The 18,531-nt window shown below is 41.7% G+C and carries 20 protein-coding genes; 4 read left to right on the top strand and 16 right to left on the bottom strand.

Annotation, left to right across the window (positions count from 1 at the left end; all coding sequences use genetic code 11):
* Window positions 1-139: 139 nt before the first annotated feature.
* Complete coding sequence (locus RH061_RS16105) at window positions 140-775, bottom strand: MBL fold metallo-hydrolase (protein WP_311071665.1); 636 nt, start codon at window positions 773-775, stop codon at window positions 140-142.
* 187 nt (window positions 776-962) lie between these two features.
* Here RH061_RS16105 and RH061_RS16110 point away from each other — a divergent pair, with 187 nt between their 5' ends.
* Window positions 963-1,442 carry a hypothetical protein gene (locus RH061_RS16110; protein WP_311071667.1) on the top strand — a complete coding sequence of 160 codons (480 nt, stop codon included), beginning with the start codon at window positions 963-965 and terminating at the stop codon, window positions 1,440-1,442.
* A gap of 111 nt (window positions 1,443-1,553) precedes the next feature.
* Window positions 1,554-1,727 carry a DUF2759 domain-containing protein gene (locus RH061_RS16115; RefSeq protein WP_311071668.1) on the top strand — a complete coding sequence of 58 codons (174 nt, stop codon included), beginning with the start codon at window positions 1,554-1,556 and terminating at the stop codon, window positions 1,725-1,727.
* Window positions 1,728-1,772: 45 nt separating this feature from the next.
* Here RH061_RS16115 and RH061_RS16120 read toward each other — a convergent pair whose 3' ends face one another.
* Together RH061_RS16120 and RH061_RS16125 are read right to left on the bottom strand one after the other, a co-directional pair.
* Window positions 1,773-2,090, bottom strand: a complete 318-nt coding sequence (locus RH061_RS16120; RefSeq protein ID WP_311071669.1) for an MTH1187 family thiamine-binding protein — start codon at window positions 2,088-2,090, stop codon at window positions 1,773-1,775.
* A gap of 25 nt (window positions 2,091-2,115) precedes the next feature.
* Window positions 2,116-3,276, bottom strand: coding sequence for a YqgU-like beta propeller domain-containing protein (locus RH061_RS16125; protein ID WP_311071671.1), 1,161 nt, complete (start codon window positions 3,274-3,276; stop codon window positions 2,116-2,118).
* 311 nt (window positions 3,277-3,587) lie between these two features.
* Here RH061_RS16125 and RH061_RS16130 point away from each other — a divergent pair.
* A protein-coding gene (locus RH061_RS16130) for an IS3 family transposase (protein ID WP_311070725.1) occupies window positions 3,588-4,768 on the top strand; the annotation gives its coding sequence in 2 pieces (ribosomal slippage) (window positions 3,588-3,876 and window positions 3,876-4,768; 1,182 coding nt in all).
* A gap of 67 nt (window positions 4,769-4,835) precedes the next feature.
* Here the strand turns inward: RH061_RS16130 and RH061_RS16135 are convergent.
* The 4 genes from RH061_RS16135 to RH061_RS16150 all read right to left on the bottom strand — a co-directional run bounded on the left by RH061_RS16135 (window position 4,836) and on the right by RH061_RS16150 (window position 10,014).
* Entirely contained in the window at window positions 4,836-6,719 is a 1,884-nt protein-coding gene (locus RH061_RS16135) for an LTA synthase family protein (protein ID WP_311071673.1), read from the bottom strand.
* A 272-nt stretch (window positions 6,720-6,991) separates the two neighbouring features.
* The gene (locus RH061_RS16140) at window positions 6,992-7,969 is read right to left on the bottom strand and encodes an ROK family glucokinase (RefSeq protein ID WP_311071674.1); all 978 of its coding nucleotides are present in this window, start codon (window positions 7,967-7,969) and stop codon (window positions 6,992-6,994) included.
* 16 nt (window positions 7,970-7,985) lie between these two features.
* On the bottom strand, window positions 7,986-8,192 hold the full coding sequence (locus RH061_RS16145; RefSeq protein ID WP_167831552.1) for a YqgQ family protein: 207 nt from the start codon (window positions 8,190-8,192) through the stop codon (window positions 7,986-7,988).
* 361 nt (window positions 8,193-8,553) lie between these two features.
* Complete coding sequence (locus RH061_RS16150; protein ID WP_311071676.1) at window positions 8,554-10,014, bottom strand: spore germination protein; 1,461 nt, start codon at window positions 10,012-10,014, stop codon at window positions 8,554-8,556.
* Window positions 10,015-10,276: 262 nt separating this feature from the next.
* Here RH061_RS16150 and RH061_RS16155 point away from each other — a divergent pair, with 262 nt between their 5' ends.
* Window positions 10,277-11,158 (top strand): hypothetical protein, encoded by an 882-nt coding sequence (locus tag RH061_RS16155; RefSeq protein ID WP_311071678.1) that lies wholly within the window; start codon window positions 10,277-10,279, stop codon window positions 11,156-11,158.
* Here RH061_RS16155 and RH061_RS16160 read toward each other — a convergent pair.
* The 9 genes from RH061_RS16160 to RH061_RS16200 form a co-directional block, all read right to left on the bottom strand.
* Window positions 11,130-12,677 (bottom strand): rhomboid family intramembrane serine protease, encoded by a 1,548-nt coding sequence (locus RH061_RS16160; RefSeq protein ID WP_311071679.1) that lies wholly within the window; start codon window positions 12,675-12,677, stop codon window positions 11,130-11,132. The genes RH061_RS16155 and RH061_RS16160 overlap by 29 nt on opposite strands.
* Before the next feature lie 138 nt (window positions 12,678-12,815).
* Complete coding sequence (locus RH061_RS16165) at window positions 12,816-13,013, bottom strand: hypothetical protein (RefSeq protein ID WP_311071680.1); 198 nt, start codon at window positions 13,011-13,013, stop codon at window positions 12,816-12,818.
* Window positions 13,014-13,382: 369 nt separating this feature from the next.
* On the bottom strand, window positions 13,383-14,327 hold the full coding sequence (locus tag RH061_RS16170; protein WP_311071682.1) for an L-lactate dehydrogenase: 945 nt from the start codon (window positions 14,325-14,327) through the stop codon (window positions 13,383-13,385).
* 129 nt (window positions 14,328-14,456) lie between these two features.
* Window positions 14,457-15,245: a DUF92 domain-containing protein gene (locus RH061_RS16175; RefSeq protein ID WP_311071683.1), complete on the bottom strand. Its 789-nt coding sequence runs from the start codon at window positions 15,243-15,245 to the stop codon at window positions 14,457-14,459.
* Window positions 15,235-15,804, bottom strand: a complete 570-nt coding sequence (locus tag RH061_RS16180; RefSeq protein ID WP_311071685.1) for a 5-formyltetrahydrofolate cyclo-ligase — start codon at window positions 15,802-15,804, stop codon at window positions 15,235-15,237. The genes RH061_RS16175 and RH061_RS16180 overlap by 11 nt, the downstream gene beginning before the upstream one ends.
* Window positions 15,805-15,943: 139 nt before the next feature.
* Window positions 15,944-16,093, bottom strand: coding sequence for a 50S ribosomal protein L33 (gene rpmG / locus RH061_RS16185; RefSeq protein WP_084221782.1), 150 nt, complete (start codon window positions 16,091-16,093; stop codon window positions 15,944-15,946).
* A gap of 56 nt (window positions 16,094-16,149) precedes the next feature.
* Window positions 16,150-16,782, bottom strand: coding sequence for a hypothetical protein (locus RH061_RS16190; RefSeq protein ID WP_311071687.1), 633 nt, complete (start codon window positions 16,780-16,782; stop codon window positions 16,150-16,152).
* Window positions 16,779-17,990, bottom strand: coding sequence for a glycosyltransferase family 4 protein (locus RH061_RS16195; RefSeq protein WP_311071689.1), 1,212 nt, complete (start codon window positions 17,988-17,990; stop codon window positions 16,779-16,781). The genes RH061_RS16190 and RH061_RS16195 overlap by 4 nt, the downstream gene beginning before the upstream one ends.
* On the bottom strand, window positions 17,987-18,430 hold the full coding sequence (locus tag RH061_RS16200; protein WP_311071691.1) for a DUF4912 domain-containing protein: 444 nt from the start codon (window positions 18,428-18,430) through the stop codon (window positions 17,987-17,989). Before RH061_RS16200 ends, RH061_RS16195 begins: the two co-directional genes overlap by 4 nt.
* Between the last annotated feature and the right edge of the window lie 101 nt (window positions 18,431-18,531).

The following is an 18,531-nucleotide window of genomic DNA, read 5'->3' on the forward strand; positions in this document are numbered from 1 at the left end:
TTGACATAGTGTTTTCGATATTATATTGTTTTAGTAGTAGCTTAACTATATCCCCTCCCATGATATGAATAGAACATCCCCCAGGAAAGCCCTTCTCTTTGAGAAGGGCTTTCCTAGTCTCTTAATCATTCTTCTCTCTTTAAAATCCGTTTAAAAACGGATTGGAATCCATTTCTAAACCAATCGTAGTCGTTGGTCCGTGTCCGGGAAGCACCTCTGTTTGTTCTGGCAGTACCAGGAGCTTATCATGAATGCTTCTGATTAATTGATTATGGTTACCACCTGGCAAGTCTGTCCTTCCGATACTTCCATTAAAAAGGGCATCTCCTGCCAGTACAAATTCTCCTTCTGGAAAATATATTGAGATACTTCCTGGAGAATGCCCTGGCGTTTCATATACTTCGAACTTAAAACTGCCAATTGACATAACGCCCTCATCTTTAATCAAGTAGTCAGCAGCGCGGGCTTTAATCGGCTCGTTCAGCATAAAATGCCGGGAACCATTCAAGGCAGGATCTGGTAACCAGTCTTTCTCGTTTTCATGAATATAGACCTTGATACCATACTTATCCCTTATTCTATCGACCGCACCAATATGATCGAAATGAGCATGTGTCAGCACAATTGCTTCCGGCTTTAATTCAAGCTGTTTAATCACTGTTGCCAGCTTTTTCGGATTATCTCCTGGGTCCACAATCAGGCATGATTGGTTTTCATCATATACGATATAGCAATTTGTTTGCAAAGGACCTAGGGGGATCTGTTTCCATTTCATCTAAATAGCCTCCAGCTTCTAGTGGTATTATTAATATATTTATTTTACACTATTGTCAGGCAAGTTTTCAGGGTTTGCGATTGAAAAAGCTTGTGAGCCCTTTTCGGTACAAACACGAACTAAAACCTGAATCGACTTCACCAAAATGGTTAGGTGTTCTCCATTAAAACACGAAGGAGACGATATAATGCAAGTTTTCTTTGCTATTGAGGCTAACCCCATAATCAAGGAACTGCCTGAATTCGAACAGTTACTTCGGACAGAAGCCCCTCCGCAGCTTGTCCATGGAACTCTTTATATTTATGGACAGCTGGCAATGGCGGAAGCAGCCTCTGCATTGCTGGCAGAAGCTGACCTAGATGAGGATACACATCAACTGATAAAAGTGGAAGGATCTGCTGGTGCTGAATTTTATGATTACGGATTTCACATTGGTACCGATACTTATTTATACACTAATGATCTTTCAGCCTTCACGATTACAGATGGCAGCGATACCCAGATTGAAATGGCTCTTTTTCAGCTGGAAGAACATCTCGTTTACACATCTTCAGAAGATATTTATTTTACCATAAACCATTATACTGACTTGGTATTGGGTATAGTAAAGGCATATGAAGTGAAAGTTGAGTTTTTAGACCTCGACAAATGGTGTAAAAAAATATAAAATATAAAACGAGTGTATGCTTGTCATTACATAACAGGCTGCCGCCTAAATTCAATCAACTTATTCAACAAACAGGCTTATGTCTGCCTAATTATGAAGGGGGCTTTTATCATGGGATTGGCAATTATCTTGGCTTTAGTCACATTGCTTGCCGGTTATGCAACTTTCTCGGCGCTTAAAAACAAGAACATTCTTGGTATCGTCTTTGGTGGGGGAACATTCTTGGTTATTGGCTGGTTCACAGTCATGACAGTCCTTTACAACGGATTCCCAGTAGCGCACTAATTTTAGACACAGAGAAAGACCACCATTGCAGGTGGTCTTTTTCATTTACTGCTTTTTCAATAATTCGTTTACCCTGTTTACCTTATCCTGCATCCTTCTTTTCACGTCACGCCTGTCGTCAATCCGGATATTTGTGGCTACTCTATGGATCCCTGCATTGAAAGGTGCTTCGTGGATTGCCTGGATCACCTCAAACAAGACTGGCAGTTCTCCTTCTATCAAAGTATTCATCGGCGTAAGCTGATACTGGATATCGCCTTTTTCCTCATACTGCTTAAGAATCTTTTGGATATCCGCTACATAAGAACTCACACTTGGTGTCTGTGTTCCAATTGGTATAACGGTTACATCGACAATTGCCATTTATTATCTCTCCTTGCAAAATCAATTAGTAAACGAGATCAAAAATCTCGTTTGTCTCGATATTCAAGACTTTTTCGAGCTGGAATCCATACAGGCACATCTCTCCCGAAGGTGAACAGGAAAGTGGCTCATTGGCCAGCTCGCTGAACACCATTTCTTCTTTTTGGGATTCTAAATCATAACGCATCAAATTAAATCCGCCATCATATAGATCGGCGTCTCCCTGCCTATTTGCCTTCAAATAAATAAAGCTCTTCCCATTTTCCATTAAATCATAAAACGGAACGACCCATCCAGAAAAAGAGGTCAGTAAAGGTGCTGAAAAACTGGCCACCGGTTTATCGCCGTCCCTGATGAATGAATATAATCCCAATCCTTGATCTTCTTTATCATTCACTTTGACAGTCATTAAATAAGGCTCTATGGAATCGAACTGATAAATATCCTCAAACAAGGTTTCAGTCTTGCTTTCATTAAGTGATAAGGATTTCAATGGTGCCGTTAGCTCCATCCCTTCTTCGTCCCAATCCTGGTAAACAAGTACATCCTTAGAAATCCATCTGACAAAAGGCTCTGGCAGTTGAATCTCGTCAAGCTTATTGTTCCTCAAATCCAGCAAATAACTGCTGAAATCCCATTCTTCTGTAAATGCGGATACCATTATCAAATTTTCATCGAACGGATTCCATTCAAAAGTTAGTTCATATGATTGAATGCTTGTTGAATACAATTCTGCACCTGACAAATCAATTATAGTAAGGAGGCCTTCTCCTGATGCAGCGCTATGGATCAACACCTTTTTCTTATCTGGACTTGGTACCGCTGTTGTGATTGGCTGGGAACTTCTATATAGCAATTCTGCCTTTCCTGTCCCAAGGTTGTATGAATATAATAAAGAAGTATTTTCATCTTTATTTGAAACATAAAGGATTTCTGAATCACTAAGCCACCCTGCTGATTTATAGAATTCCTCCTGCTCACCAATATGAATAGGAATGATTTCTCCCCCCAAAAACGATGGAGATGGCAATTCTTTCATCCTCTCTAGACTGTGCCCAGCTCTTTTATGTAATGAACTTTCAAGTTTCTGAATGCAGCCAGAAAGGGCTGATGCAGAAGTGATGATGATCAGGATCACACCTATAACATAAGGTACACGATATGTACTTTCCTTAATGTTTTTCACCTCAGCACCCCCATTTGTATATATCTGTACGTTAGAAACGCCTAAATGTTTCAATGAATTATGAAAAATTAATAAATAATATCATCATATACTGACTTTGAAAATTAGTTTTTTACTCCATTTTGAAACCAGAAATACTGTTATTCTGCACTATGTAATATCTCATTGATTCAGGTAAATTGCTACTAAAAAATTAGATTTTTTATAATAAAAAACCTGCACCCTATGATATTATCCCCTTTAAGTAGACATTCAAAAAAACCTCCATGGTACCATGGAGGTAAGAATGGATACTTGGAGGGGATTTTTCTATGGCTAAGAAAGGACAACAGTTTCAACGTTATACAAATGAATTCAAACAGAAAGCAGTATTAACATACGTTAATGGATCTAAAAGTTATAAGGTAGTGGCCGAAGAGTTAGGGATCCGCAATTGTACACAGCTTAAAGTATGGGTAAAGAAGTGGATGAACGGACAGTCATTTGATGAGCGGCGTGGAGTATCAAACCCTTTAAAAGGAAGGCCACGTACTAACTTTAAAACGGTGGAAGAAGAAAGAGATTATTTGAAGGCACAGGTAGAATACTTAAAAAAGCAGTATCCAAATCTGGTAAAGGAGGAGAAGACATCACCCGTCAGGCAAAATATGAAATCATTGAAGGGTTAAGGGGGAAATACCCTGTCACCTGGTTAATGGAAATCGCCAGAATCAAGCGTGCCTCTTACTATAAGTGGAAAGCAACTCTGCCACAACGCGAGGAAAGGTTCAAACAAGAACAGGATGTACGAGAACATATAATGGCCATTCATTTTATTCATCCAGAGTTCGGGCGTCCTCGAATAACAGATTGGTTAAAGGAAAGTGACTTTTTGATCAACCATAAAAAAGTGTACAGGTTGATGAAGGAGATGGGCATACAGTCGGTGATCCGGAAGAAAAGGAAACGCCATGGCCATACACCTTCAGTTATATGTCCAAATCGCCTAAAGAGAAATTTCAAAGCGGTGGGTCCAAATCAGAAAATGGCAACAGATATCACATATGTTTCTGACGGCAAAGAGTTTTATTACCTGTCGGTCATTCAAGATCTATTCAACAATGAAATCGTGGCATGGCAAATATCCAAACGAAATGATTTAGAACTCGTATTAAAAACTGTTGATGAATGGACAAATAAAAAGGACGTAGCTGGAGCCGTTCTCCATTCGGATCAAGGCTTCCAGTATACGTCCAAGACATACAACAATAGGTTAGAGACATTCGGCGTCAAGGGCAGCCACTCTCGCAAAGGAAACTGCCTTGATAACGCATGCGTAGAATCATTCTTCTCACATCTCAAATCCGAAAAGTTGTATATAGCACAGTGTAAATCAGAAGAGGAAATACGGCAAGCAATCGAAGAATTCATCTATCATTACAATTACAAACGGACTCAAAAGAAATTAAAGAAACGCGCGCCGATTGAGTATCGACACGCGTTAGCTGCGTAGCTTTTTTGTCTTGTCTACTTGACGGGGTCATGACCACTAATCATATTAAGGCACAGGTTTTTCTATATCACTCATTTGATTTTGAAGAACCATTTTCTTTGTCTTCATCTTCATAAAATCTCAGTAAGTCACCGTAAATGATTTTATCGGAGTACTCGAGCTCGTTCTTTGCTTGATCAGAGTAAGGTTCACAAGCTGTTTTTTCGGTCGGTTCACCAGTTGCCTTATCATAGCAAGTTTCTCTTGTGAATACATAATCCTTTGTGATGAAGCTGCCATCACGCAGAACAGCGAAATCATTTCGGTCCTTCGAGAATAGGTCGGAACCAAAATCGATGTTATTTTTTGAATCGATTCCTAACAGGTGAAGGATGGTCGGCTTCAAGTCAATCTGTCCGCCAACGGTAGGCATTATCTTGCCTTCTTGCCCAGGAATATGGACGATTAACGGCACTTGCTGAAGCTGAGTGCTTTCAAAAGGTGTGATATCCTTGCCAAGGTATTCACTCATCGCCTTATTATGATTCTCTGAGATCCCATAATGGTCACCGTATAAAATGATGATTGAGTCTTCGTAAAGACCTTCATCTTTCAATTTTTGGATGAATAGCTTTAGAGCCTCATCCTGGTAACGTACAGTTGGGAAATAATTATTGACTGTCTTATCATTTGACGTATAAGGCTCGATAAAGCGATCTTCCTCATTCAGTTCGAATGGGAAATGGTTCGTCAATGTAATGAACTTCGAATAGAATGGCTTTGGCATAGCCTTCAAATGGTCAACTGACTGCTGGAAGAACTCAATATCTTTCATGCCCCAGCCTACTGAATTTTCTTTTTCTACATCATAATCCGGCAAGGAGTAAAATCGCTCATAGCCCAGTGATTGATACATGATATCCCGGTTCCAGAAGCTCTTATTATTCGCATGCAGAGAAGCAGTGAAATAGCCATTTTCGTTCAAGATTTCAGGTGTCGCTGTATATTCATTACCAGAGTGGGTAAAGAAAACAGCGCCTCGGCTTAGTGGATACAGTGAATTTTCAACCAGGAATTCAGAATCAGAAGTTTTTCCCTGGCCAGTCTGATGATAGAAATTATTGAAGTAATAACTCTCTTTGATGAAATCGTTCAGGAATGGCGTAATTTCCTGTCCATTCACAGTTTGGTTTATGACAAAGTTCTGGGTGGATTCCATCGATATCAAAATGACATTTTTCCCTTTTGCAATACCAAACATCTCATCGTTAGGCGGTAAATAGTTTGCACGCACATAGTTGTCGATGTCTGCAAGCTCGCTGCCATCAGCCATTGCTCTCTGTGCGGAAGACTTAGATTGTAAGTAAGCATCATATAGGTGGTAATTGTACGTTCCGATATTTTTAACAAGCATTTCTCTATCGAATGTTCTTGTCAACAGCTGAGGCCGCTCAGTTTCCGCCATTCCCAGGTTAAAGAAAGCAATCGCAATCGCGACAAGAAAGAAAGATCTGCGGTCCACTTTTGTATATTCACGAAATTCTATTACATTTGGTTTGAATTTTAAAAGAAGTGCCAGTACAAGCAAGTCTGCAAAATAAAACAGATCGCTGATGTTGATTAATTCGGTGACACTGCTGCCCAAATCACTCATATTACTCGTCTGGAAAAGCACAGGTATCGTCAGGAAGTCATTAAAGAAACGGTAGAACACTACATTAGCGAACAAGATAGCTGAAACTATGAAACTTGTTATTAAAATGTAGCGTTTCTGGGCCTTCTCCTTCATGAACATGCTGATCCCCAGGATGATCATCAGGAAACTTAGGGGATTTATTAGCAAAATGAGTTCCTGTCTCCAGTTTTCAATCTTTATATCAAAGCTAGTTTTATAGGCAATATAAGTCTTTAGCCAAAGCAGGATCGTCGCAATAGCAACAATGGATGCTTTAGTCCATGTATTTTTCTTCATTTTGCTTGTTACCTCCCTGTCAAAAATAACAGATGTGGGAATTTTTAGGTTATTTTTTCCACTCGTTCGAGAATCAAAGATAATCTTAATACTTTTTTTTCTAAAAAGCAAACAAAATCAAAGTAAAAAAGGATAGACCAATTATTGTGATTTTCCACTACTTTAGACGAATTAAACCTTAAAAGGTTTCAGGAATGTCCAAATTCTGAAAATTGAAACTTTTTCCTCATAAAAAACAGGGAGTTTTCTCACTGAAAACTCCCTGCAGCTAGTTATTCTTGGCCAATTTTGTTCTTGACCAGCCATGCAGCCCCAATCACACCAGCATCATTTCCCAATGTGGCGATACTGATTTCGGTTGATTGAGCTACACGAGGAAATGAATTGCGCAAAAACTGTTCTTTTATCGGATTAAGTAGGACATCCCCAGCTTTGGAAACTCCGCCGCCTAGGACGATCTTTTCCGGATTTAGAGTATTGGCGATATTCGCAAGTGCAATTCCTAAATGCAAAGCCACTGAATCAATGACTTTCAACGCCAATTGATCGTTTCTTTTTGCAGAATCGAAAACATCTTTAGCCGTTACAAAGCCTGTTTCCTTATAAACTGCGGCCAGTTCTCCGGTTGAAGCTTCCTTGTTCAAGGCTTCAGTAGCAATCCTGACAATTCCGGTTGCAGATGCTATGGTTTCCAGGCAGCCAGTTTTGCCGCAGTTACACGGCGCTCCGCCTTCAGCCAATGAAGTGATATGGCCAATCTCTCCTGCAGCACCACTCACTCCGTGAACGATATCCCCATTTGTGATGACACCTCCGCCTACACCTGTTCCCAGGGTGACACAAACAAGATCTTTGGCACCATTTCCAGCACCCTTCCACATCTCACCCAGTGCGGCACAGTTAGCATCATTATCGATAACAGCTGGAAGCGAGGTTTCGACTTCAAGCAAGTCTTTCAAAGGATAAGGCTCTCTCCATCCAAGGTTCACTGCTTCAAAAATCACGCCGGTCGCAAGGTCAACTGGACCAGGAGCGCCCATGCCGATCCCGATGATTTCACTTTTTGAATGGCCTAACTCCTCAAGTTTTGCGTCAATAGCCTTAGCGATATTGACTGTTATATTTTTCCCTTCGTTTGAAACATCTGTTGGAATCTCCCACTTATGAAGGATTTCACCATACATGCTTATGAACGCAAGTTTGGTTGTTGTTCCACCTAAATCTACACCTACAAGCCATTTTTCAGCCATTATCTGTCACCTTTTCTCATTTGCGTTTTTTTTCTGTTTCCAGCCGGATTTCTTGTCTCAAAAGCAAAATCGCAGACTGGTAATCTTTTGTCTCAATCAATTGGGAATTATAAAGTTCCTTAAGTTCAGCGGCCATCAGCTCTAAGTCCGCCACCCTGTCACCTATGTAAATAATTGTCCCGAATTTTTTCAGGAACTGCTGGATGTCATAAATCGTCTTCAACGTAATCCCCTCAATGTTTGTGAAAATAAGAACATGCTTACATTACTTTAGTATAAAGGATACTCTATGCCTCCTCAAGTATGCAGGAGAAGATTTTATGACAATTACGAAAGCGTTTCATCTGTTTTTAAAATAAATAGGAGTTGAGATGATCTTTGAATGCTATACATTTGCTCATTGTGCTCCTACAGGAATTGAACCGGAAAAAGATACGTTTTTCTTCTAAATGTACCTTTATGGAATCTGTTAACCCCTCATAAGGGTACGTTTCTCGTCTATATGTATATCTTGTCGATATAAAAAACACCTGACAATGATGTCAGGTGTTCAGATGAATAACGGGAATACTATTAGGTGCATCCTACCGATCTGGATCCTGTGGTTTGAGTATTCTCGGCCGCCTGTTTTTTAATGGGATGGGTGACCGGACGAGTACGTCTCGGAACGCCCTTGGGTTAAATGGAATGAATGGCCATAGGTATGGTACACCGAAGGATTTCATTCTTGCGAGCAGGATGATGAACAGCACGACACCAATCAGGAATCCGTAAAGTTGGAATGCTGCAGTCAACACTAACAGGAATATCCTCACAAGCCGGTTGGCAAGGCTCATTTCATAGCTTGGCGTAGCAAAGGTTCCGATTGCCGCAATCGCAAGATAAAGAATGACTTCATTCGTAAGAAGTCCTACCTCGACCGCCACTTGTCCAATCATAAGGGCCGCGACAAGTCCAAGCGCCGTTGCCAGGGAGGTCGGTGTATGGATCGCGGCCATCCTGAGTACATCGATTCCAATTTCAATCAGGAAAAACTGTAGAAATAAAGGAGTCTGTCCTGGATCATTAGGGCCAACGAAGGCCATCTTCTCTGGCAGCAATTCCGGTTTGACTGCGAACAAATACCATAGTGGCAGCAAGAACAAGGACGCCCACACAGCCAGGAACCTTACCATTCGCAGGTAAGCTCCCACAAGCGGTTTATTGCGGTACTCCTCGGCATGCTGCAAATGGTGCCAAAAGGTCGTCGGAGTAATCAGGACACTGGGTGAGCCATCAACGATGATGCAGACATGTCCTTCATACAGATGCGTTGCAGCCGTATCCGGCCGCTCTGTATATCGTACGGTCGGAAATGGATTCCAGTGCTGGCCAGAAATGAATTCCTCGATCGTCTTCTCCCCCATCGGCAATCCATCGGTATCAATTTTACTGATAGAGTCCTTTACTTTCTTGACCATATCGGAATCAGCAATATCTTCTATGTAACAGACTACGATATCCGTTTGGGATCTCCTGCCAACCTGCATGTACTCCATTCTCAAGGTGCGGTCGCGAATTCTCCTCCTAGTAAGGGCGGTATTGAAAACCAATGTCTCCACAAAACCATCTCTCGAACCTCTGACAACCCTTTCGGTATCAGGTTCCTGCGGTCCCCTGACAGGATATGTTCTTGCGTCGATCAGGATGATTTCTGCCACGCCATCCACAGCCAGCGCAGTTGGACCAGCGAGTACCATATCCGCAACTTTATCAAGATCATTAGTCGTTTCTACCTCTACATAAGGTATGTACGTCTTAACCAGCTTTTTGAGGGTTTCAACGTCCAGTGCTCCTTCCTCGAGCTTAGCAAGCAATTGCATGATATAGAGCAGGATATCATCCTTTACAAATCCATCCACCAGAAACAACGCCATTTCTCTGCCAGCGTACTCTACATCCAGCTGGATGACATCAAAGCTCTTGCCAATTCCGAGTTCTTCTCTTAAAAATTCAATATTTTTCTTTAGGCTTTCGTGTACGGGATGCTTCGGTTTTTCTGCCATATCTATTCAAACACCTTTCATAACAGCTCTATTGCAAACTTTTTCCATTTCTATATCATTCTTTTGGGAGCAGGATGAAATTGAAATGAATGCATACAAAAGCAGGAATCCGCCTTACAAATCATGCAGTCCAATATTTTCCTGCCCACTTCTTTCACCATCTTAGACAAATTAAGGGAAAATCATACTTAATTGCATGTGTTCCGGACAAGTATCATATAGTGGTTATACCGACTCCTGATAATTTGAAAAGGGTGAGCTAATGAAAAAGTATTTATTTTTGGGGATTAGTGTACTGGCTATAGCAGTCTCAGCTCTAATGATCCAGCTTCAGAATATAAACAGTACGGAAGAGACCATCACTTTTTTTCCCTTGAATGAGGCAGTAAAGTACAAAAGTGCAAGCACATCTTTAAACTTAGAAAAAGATAAAGAGAATAATAAACATTTAGTTGATTGGAAGGTACAGTCAACTTTAGAGCAGGAGGCATACTTGAGACAGGATATGGGTCTCTTGTTTGTTAACGGTCTCTTGAAAGGTAAGTTGGCCAAATGGGATCAGGAGACTGCAGCTTTAGAGCAGCAGGACTACGTTTCAAGCGGGGAAAGTGCAAAATATGACGCCATCACTTTTCATTATTCAGAACTTCATGGGGACGGGGACAGAATCACAAGCGTGCAAAGGATGTCTGATGACTTGCTGTATGTGATTGATTCACCATTCAGCCCACTACAGTCCTTTTCGGTCGCCAAAAGCAACCAGGAGAAAGAATGGAAAAAGGTACTGGATCAGAGTGTAAGGAACAGACTGAATAAAAGCCTGCAAACGGCTGAAAAAAATTATGGGTTTAGGGCGGGCGATTATATTGTGGTCCCACTCGATACAATCAGACAGTTTGAAGACCAGCCACTGAGGGGATTTACTCAAAAGGAGACTGCCAATATAATCGGAAAGCTTTGGGAGGGGTTATATAAAAATTATTACCTGGGCATAAAAAAAAGCGATGGCACTGTCGTTGACCCGATTGACAGTACCATGCCTTTGATCCTGGTTTCAAAAGATAAAAGCCATCTGCTGGTTGTGACACAAACTGATGCAGGCGAGAGCATCGTGCTCAAGCAGCTTCTTCAAGGTAGTGATTGATCTGTTCAAGTGTTTGGCGGTAGCTTTCCTGCCCAGGTTTTAACTCTACTGCCTTTTCTGCGTAGGTCCGGGCTTCCTCCAGGCTTTTTTCATCTAAGTAAATCAAAGCGAGATTATAATAAGCTTCGTGGAAATCCGGAGCCAATTCAACTACCTTAAGAAGATTGCTTTTAGCATCCTCAAGCCTGCCCAGCTTTATTTCAGTGTAGGAAAGCATAAATAATGATTCGGCCGAAAGTGTCTCCGACCGTCCATAGTCTGACAGCAGCTCATTAGCCCGCTCATACTCTTCCTCTTTAATATGCTGTTGGGCAAGCACCAAGATCGAACTTTCATCCACTAAGTTTGCTTTTCCGCTAAAACCATATTGCAATGATAAAACTATTGCTGCAACCGCAGCGAGAAGAAAGGCAGTTTGCAGCAGTGGACGTTTCTTTTTTGGAAGGTGGAAAATGCCTGCTGAGACGAATCCGCCAACAAGTCCTCCTATATGTCCGGCATTATCGATTCCAGGAATCGTGAAACCGAAGGCAAGGTTGATGCCAAGCACTACAAGGATATTCAGCCCCAATGTCCTCCAAAATAGCCTCGGCTTCGCAACACCAAAGTAGAGCAATGCGCCAAAGCAGCCAAAGATCGCGCCGCTCGCCCCGGCCGAAAGATTAGGACTGAAAATGAAACTGGCCAGCACCCCGCTGAATCCAGAAATGATATATATAAATAAAAACCTCATGTTTCCGTATAGCCGTTCAACCATCGTACCCAAGTAATATAAAGCCAGGGTGTTCATAAACAAGTGGAGCAGCCCTATATGGATGATAATTGGTGTAAAGAAGCGCCACCATTCTCCCTCTAGGATGAGCGGGTTGAATTTGGCACCGAATTTAATCAATGTCGATGTATCCGTGCTGCCTCCAGCTGCCTCAAGAACAAGGAACATTAATACCTGGATTGCTATGAATATATAGGTGAAAAAAGGCTTCCCATAATTAAATATGGATTGCTCCTCTTTAGCACGGCCTACCGCTTTGGACAGGGCATTTTTCTTGATGGACTCTATATCATCAATTGAAAATTCCTCTGCCAGTTCAACCTCTATTTCATCATCGAACCTTTTTTCTATTTTACTTAATGCTTCAGACGCATTTGCTCTTTCCACTAGTATGGATTCAACCGTCACCTTGCCATTCTCCGAGAGAGCCGGTTCTTCGATCCTGAACTCATAATCGTCCACAGGAGGATAAGCGCTAAAGTATAGATTAAGAATCTTCAAGTCTCCTTTAGCTAGTTTCCTGCGGATTCTGTCCCCATTCTCCGAAGTCATTCTGATATCGCGGTGTAGCCAGTTGCTCCAATCAAGATTATATTTCAGCAGGCGAACAACCTGCGAATGCTTGTTTTCTGTCTTTTCCAGCCATAGCTCCCCATGGTCCTGCGATAGCTGGAGGATACGATACTCCTTTTTCACAATCAGGAATTCCGCGACCTTCCAAAACAAATACTCTTCCAAAAAAGCCAACTTCTCCCCTACTTTCCTGCTCCGGTCCCTGCCGTTAATATGTATATTGTTTTTCCTCTATAAAATCATTATAAACTAAAGGTCCGTCATCAAGATATCATGAACGCTTTGAAACAGAAAAAGACCTCACAAGGTCTTTTACTGAAACTCTGAAGGTCCTGAGAATAATGAATCCATCATTTTGCTTCTGATACCAGGCATTCCCATGATTGATCCCACAGCCACCCGGCGTAAGAACCTGTTGCCTAGAAGCATATTCATAAGCCTGTACCTATTCTCAAAAACAAAATATCCAGCCAATCCAAGCATAAAGATCGAGACCATTTTCCTAGCCATATAAATCCCTCCCTTACTATTTTGGTAATTAACCCAACTTTTTATCCACTCATCTTTTAAGAATTACTGAAAAAAGATGCATATATAATAGAAGAAAGCGGTTACATCAGAAAAGCGCACGCGCCTTGATCAGCCCCGACAAGCGCTTGAGGGCCGACCGGTGAAGTCGCTTTTTGACTTCATTGGGCGGACCGAAGCGACTCGAGCTGCTCAAAGCTAACGCTTCTCGCAAGATACTCGAAGAAGCACTAGCAAAGATGAAAACTGGTTAGGCGCTGGAGCTGGACAATAATTTATGTGCACGAAGTTTATACTTTTTTAAAAGCTAGAAAAATGGGCAGCATTGATCTGCAGCCCATCCATCTTTCATTATATGATCGAGTCCATCACTTTCCTCAATACACCCACAGAATGGTCAAACTTCTGTTGTTCATCTTCATCCAGGGAGAGTTCAACGATTTCCCTGATTCCGCTGCGGTTAACGATAGCTGGCACTCCGATGTAGATATCTTCATGGCCATATTCGCCGTCCAGTTGTGCCGAAACGGTCAAAATCGAGTTTTCATCCTGTAGTATCGCCTTGGTCAAGCGGACAAGACCCATGGCAATCCCATAATAGGTAGCGCCTTTACGCTGGATGATATGATAGGCAGCATCACGAACATTTGTGAAAATTTCCTCAAGATCATCATGTTTAAAATGCTCCTGATCTTTCATCATTTTTGCGATTGGCTTTCCGCCTATATCAGCATGACTCCATACAGGCAATTCCGTATCCCCATGTTCTCCTATGATATAGGCATGGACATTCCGGGTATCCACTTTAAAATAGTCTCCGAGCAAGAATCGGAATCTTGCTGTATCCAGAATCGTCCCAGAACCGATGACTCGTTCCTTTGGCAGGCCGGAGTATTTCCATACAGCATATGTAAGGATATCAACAGGGTTTGTTGCCACAAGGAAAATCCCATCAAAACCACTTGCCATGATCTCATCAACAATGCTCTTAAAAATCCTTGAGTTTTTTTCCACAAGATCAAGCCTTGTTTCTCCTGGTTTTTGATTGGCACCTGCACAAAGAACTACCAAGTCTGCATCCTTGCAATCAGCATATGAGCCAAACCATATTTTCGTCTGGGAGGGAGCGAATGCCATACCATGGTTTAAATCCATCGCGTCCCCTTCAGACTTTTCCTTGTTAAGGTCAACTAGCACTAGCTCTTCAGTTACTCCCTGATTGACCATTGCAAATGCATAACTTGATCCAACGAAGCCTGTTCCAACCAGGACAACACGATTTACGTGATTTTTCATCTAGGGTCCCACCTTGTAAAATTATTTGTTAATTAGATTGTACTTTTTCTTCTCAGCTGAATACATGGCTTTTCTTCTAAGCAAACGTTATCATTATAAACATTTTGTTACAATTCAATTCGGCTGCTTTTAGAGCATGCTATATAATGACATTCCCATTATAGCCACTGTAAAACATGAGATAAAATTTACAGCGTCGTTGTTCATTCTGCTAAAACCTGAAACCTTCTTGGTTGGCATCGAACAATGGGTCAGTTTTTCAGTAAGAACATTGCAGCGAACGCATTTGAATTCAGCTTGAATATAGGCACCTAGCAATGTGTCTACCAACGACCCTGCCAACCCGAATATAAACACGAATAAAACCCAACCAGGGCCCCCGCCGAAAAGTAAAAAAGCAGTTAAAGCTATCAACAAGGAACCTGCTGCTGATGCTGCCGTACCAAAACCAGAGATTGCACCTGAAGTTCCTCGTGGCACCCTTCTAAAAGATTTGATCGATATTGGCTGCTGTTTGCTTAATACACCGAGTTCTGATGCCCATGTATCTGCATTGGCACTGGCTAGGGAGATGGCAAGTATTAGGAGCCAAACCGAATCAGGTGCAATGAAATTGGCCAGGCCTGCAAACGCTGCGGTCCCTCCATTTGCAGCTACCTGGGCCCAATCCCTTGCCGAGCCTTTTTCGTGTATTTCTCCCAGCTGTTCCTTCACTTTACTTTTATACCTGGAAAGGAGGCTGGAGGTAAGGAAGAAAACTCCCATTAAGATAAGTCCCTTCAAACCGAACCCTGCCCATACCAGGAAACCGGTTAAAAAAGCAGCAATTGCTCCCGATGGTTTCAATAATTTAAGAAACCCTGAAGCTGTCGAGAATATGGCAATAAACCCAATTACCAAGAGCTGGTCAATCCCCAATGATGATGACTCCTTCACTGCTTACTATTTTTCGTACCGGTATATCATGGCTTTCAACGGGAACTTCAGGAACAACCTGGTCTTTAAACGCCAGGGAAACCGTATTTCCCTGATAGTTTGCCAGAAATCGGTCATAGTATCCTCCCCCAAACCCGAGCCTATAACCGTCTCTTGAAAAAGCTAGTCCTGGCACAACCACTAAGTCTATTTCATCAGGGCTTACTGACTCCGTTTCGGAAACAATCGGCTCCAATAAGCCATAATAGACTGATTCGAGTTCAGAAAATCTCTTCAATGTTCTGAAGTTCAATTGACGTGACTTTGGTTCGCATTTTGGGACAACAATCCTTTTCCCTTGTTCCCAGCCCTTCCTGATGATTTGGAAAGTATCGACTTCCGGAGCTTTCGAAACAGTTACCGCGATTGTTGAAGCATCAATCCATTCCTCAGTATCAAATAGCTGCTGAGCAACCTTATAGCTCAAGTCTTCATATTGCGGCAGGCTCAACTCTGATAATTTTGCTTTTATGCTTTTTCTCAGGTCTTTTTTTGCATCCATTCATGTTTCCCCCCAAACGTTATCGGCTCATATATGTATTGATCCCTTATATATTAACCATACCATTCCTGGCAGCATCGGAGAAATGATTTATATGATTTTAGGCAAACAAAAAAGCAGCTGGGAAAAATCCCGCTGCTTATTTTGTTTCGCGATGTACTGTTGCGCGCTTATCTCTAGAGCAGTATTTCTTAAGCTCAAGACGATCTGGGTTGTTACGCTTATTTTTTTTAGAAATATAGTTGCGCTCTCCGCATTCTGTGCAAGCTAATGTAATATTTACACGCATGTAATTTCCCTCCAAACTATTCAAGCTAGGTTCGTGCATACGACTTTTCTATAATATCACTTTTTGTCGGGAATTGCTAGTGTGTTTTTTAAAAGCATTGTATTGAGACTTACCACTGTATTTTTTTCATTTCCTTCAATCATCCAGCAGCTGCTTTTTTGTGTTTCACGAGGGTTCATTTTCAGATCAAGTGAGAATAGGCTGGCTGCAGACCCTTTTGCCATTGGCTGATAATTAAGCTTCCCCGATTTCCGGCAATTCCAAAGCCGTTCAGTGCTTATATTCCATATTGGCTGGACTGTACACTGCTTCATCTTTCCATTGCCATTCAATCCGTTTACAAGGTAAACTCTTTTATCCGCAAAATGAAAGATCACATTTTCATTTGGTGAGACAAAGCTGAATTGTTCGGTGGCACTTTCAGCATGGCGCTGCATCAAAATTAGCCTCGCTTCTTTGTCAACTTTCGAATGGTTGGTCACATATAGGTCGAAAAAATCAACTTTTGAATGGACATTTGCCTGTTTGATTCGTATCGATAGGTCTTCTTGTGGCAGAAGTTTCTCTGTCATATTCCCAAGCCAATATACTTTGCCATTCACCCATATGCCTGGACTAAAGATCAGTGGTTTCCTGCTCCGTTCGTAGTTCTCTTCATTTTCGATCTGGAGATAAGCATTCACCTTCATCTAATACCCTCCTTATGGCAAATCTTTGATAACGCTCTTATATACAGTGAATCTGTAGCCTTTGCATTTTGTTCCCAGCTGAACTTCTCCTTGATTGATTCCATAGCATTTCTCCCGATTTCTTTAGTCAAAGCTTCATTTTCATGGATCCATTCTATAATGTGGACAAGACTTCTTTCATCCTCTGGCTGCATATAGAATCCAGTTTGATAATCCTCGATCAAGGTTTGCATTCCTCCGGTTTTCGCCACGACGGTCGGCACACCTGCAGCAAGCGTCTCAGCAGCAGCAAGTCCAAATGGTTCATAGCTGCTGGCAAAAACAGCGAGATCAGCCCTCTTCATCATGCTTGTCCGAATATCTTCCTTGATGAAACCGATAAAATGGACAAATCCATCAAGTTCCATTTCCCTAACCTTTTCCCTGTACCAGTCTAATAGCGGGCCATTACCAGCAATCACAAAACATAAGTCCCCATGCTTATGCCTCAACAGGTCTGCAGCAGCAATCAAGGTCTGGAACCCTTTTTCTTTCACGATTCTTCCTAGGGAGAAAATCACTTTCTTTCCTTTTAAAAATGGATATAATTCCTCTATATCGAAAACCGGCTTCCCCACTTGGCCTGACACTGCTCCATTCGGTATGACAGTAACTTTTTCAGCGGGGACCTTAAATAAAGAGATGACCTCCGCTTCCATAAAATCACTGCATACGATGATTTCATCTGCATCATGGCAAAGCTCGTCCTCTTTCTTGGAAATAAATTGTTGGAGATCCGAAAAAACTCCTTTATTTCGTCCAAATTCCGTACCATGTACTGTTGCAATCAGTGGGATCTCCAATTTTTTGCTCAGAAAAGCTGCTGCAGCTCCAGTCATCCAGTCATGGGTGTGAACAATATCGAATTCAATATGGTTTGCGATTTTTAATGTCTCTTCGATGATGGCAACATTCAACCCGGCCATCCAGGAGAGGAAATCTGGGTCTTGTTCATTGATTGGATTAACGCGGTGAATATGAACATTGCCTTGTTTTTCATAGTCTGTGCTATCATTCGGTTTACTTGTTAAAACATGTACTTGCTGATTTCGTTTGGAAAGCTCTTCTGACAGTGCGTGTACATGTCTGGCAAGCCCGCCTATTATATGAGGTGGATATTCCCATGAAAGCATCAAAATAGTTTTATTTTTATTCTCGATGCCTTTCACTTGTGGATGCTCCCTTCCAGATTCTCATAATAGGTGTAAGTGCTCACCTTACCAACCCATCCAGGTTTGGTTGGCTGGACTGTTGTTAAGTGTATGCTGGTATCCTGAATAATCAAATTTGATTTTAATAATGGCAAAAACGTATCCGGACTGCGTTTAACTCCCAGCTCAACATAATAATTACCGTGTGGCTTGATTCCCTTGAACATCCAACTTGATACACCAGGACGAAAAATGATTTCCTGGAGGACCCTTCTGGAATTGTGTTCATATAAGCGCAGGCTCTTGATGATCTTGTCTTCCGGTATATAAAAGTAATCGGCAATGAACCTGACTTTCTCTTCTTGCAGCTGCCAGTAAACCAACAGCTTTCCAGGCGAAAGGCTTTTCGCAACCAACTGGTCCTGAAGCTTGTATAATTTATGTTGTCTCTCTGTCACGATGCACCCCCAAATGAACCATTATATGAATAGAAATGGAAATATATTCGTTAAATTCATGTTAGCATGTTCCTTACCCAGCCACAATGAACGCAAATTGT

Origin of the sequence: Mesobacillus jeotgali, from assembly GCF_031759225.1 — a bacterium.
In the GTDB taxonomy this organism is placed as follows: Bacteria; Bacillota; Bacilli; order Bacillales; family Cytobacillaceae; genus Mesobacillus; species Mesobacillus jeotgali_B.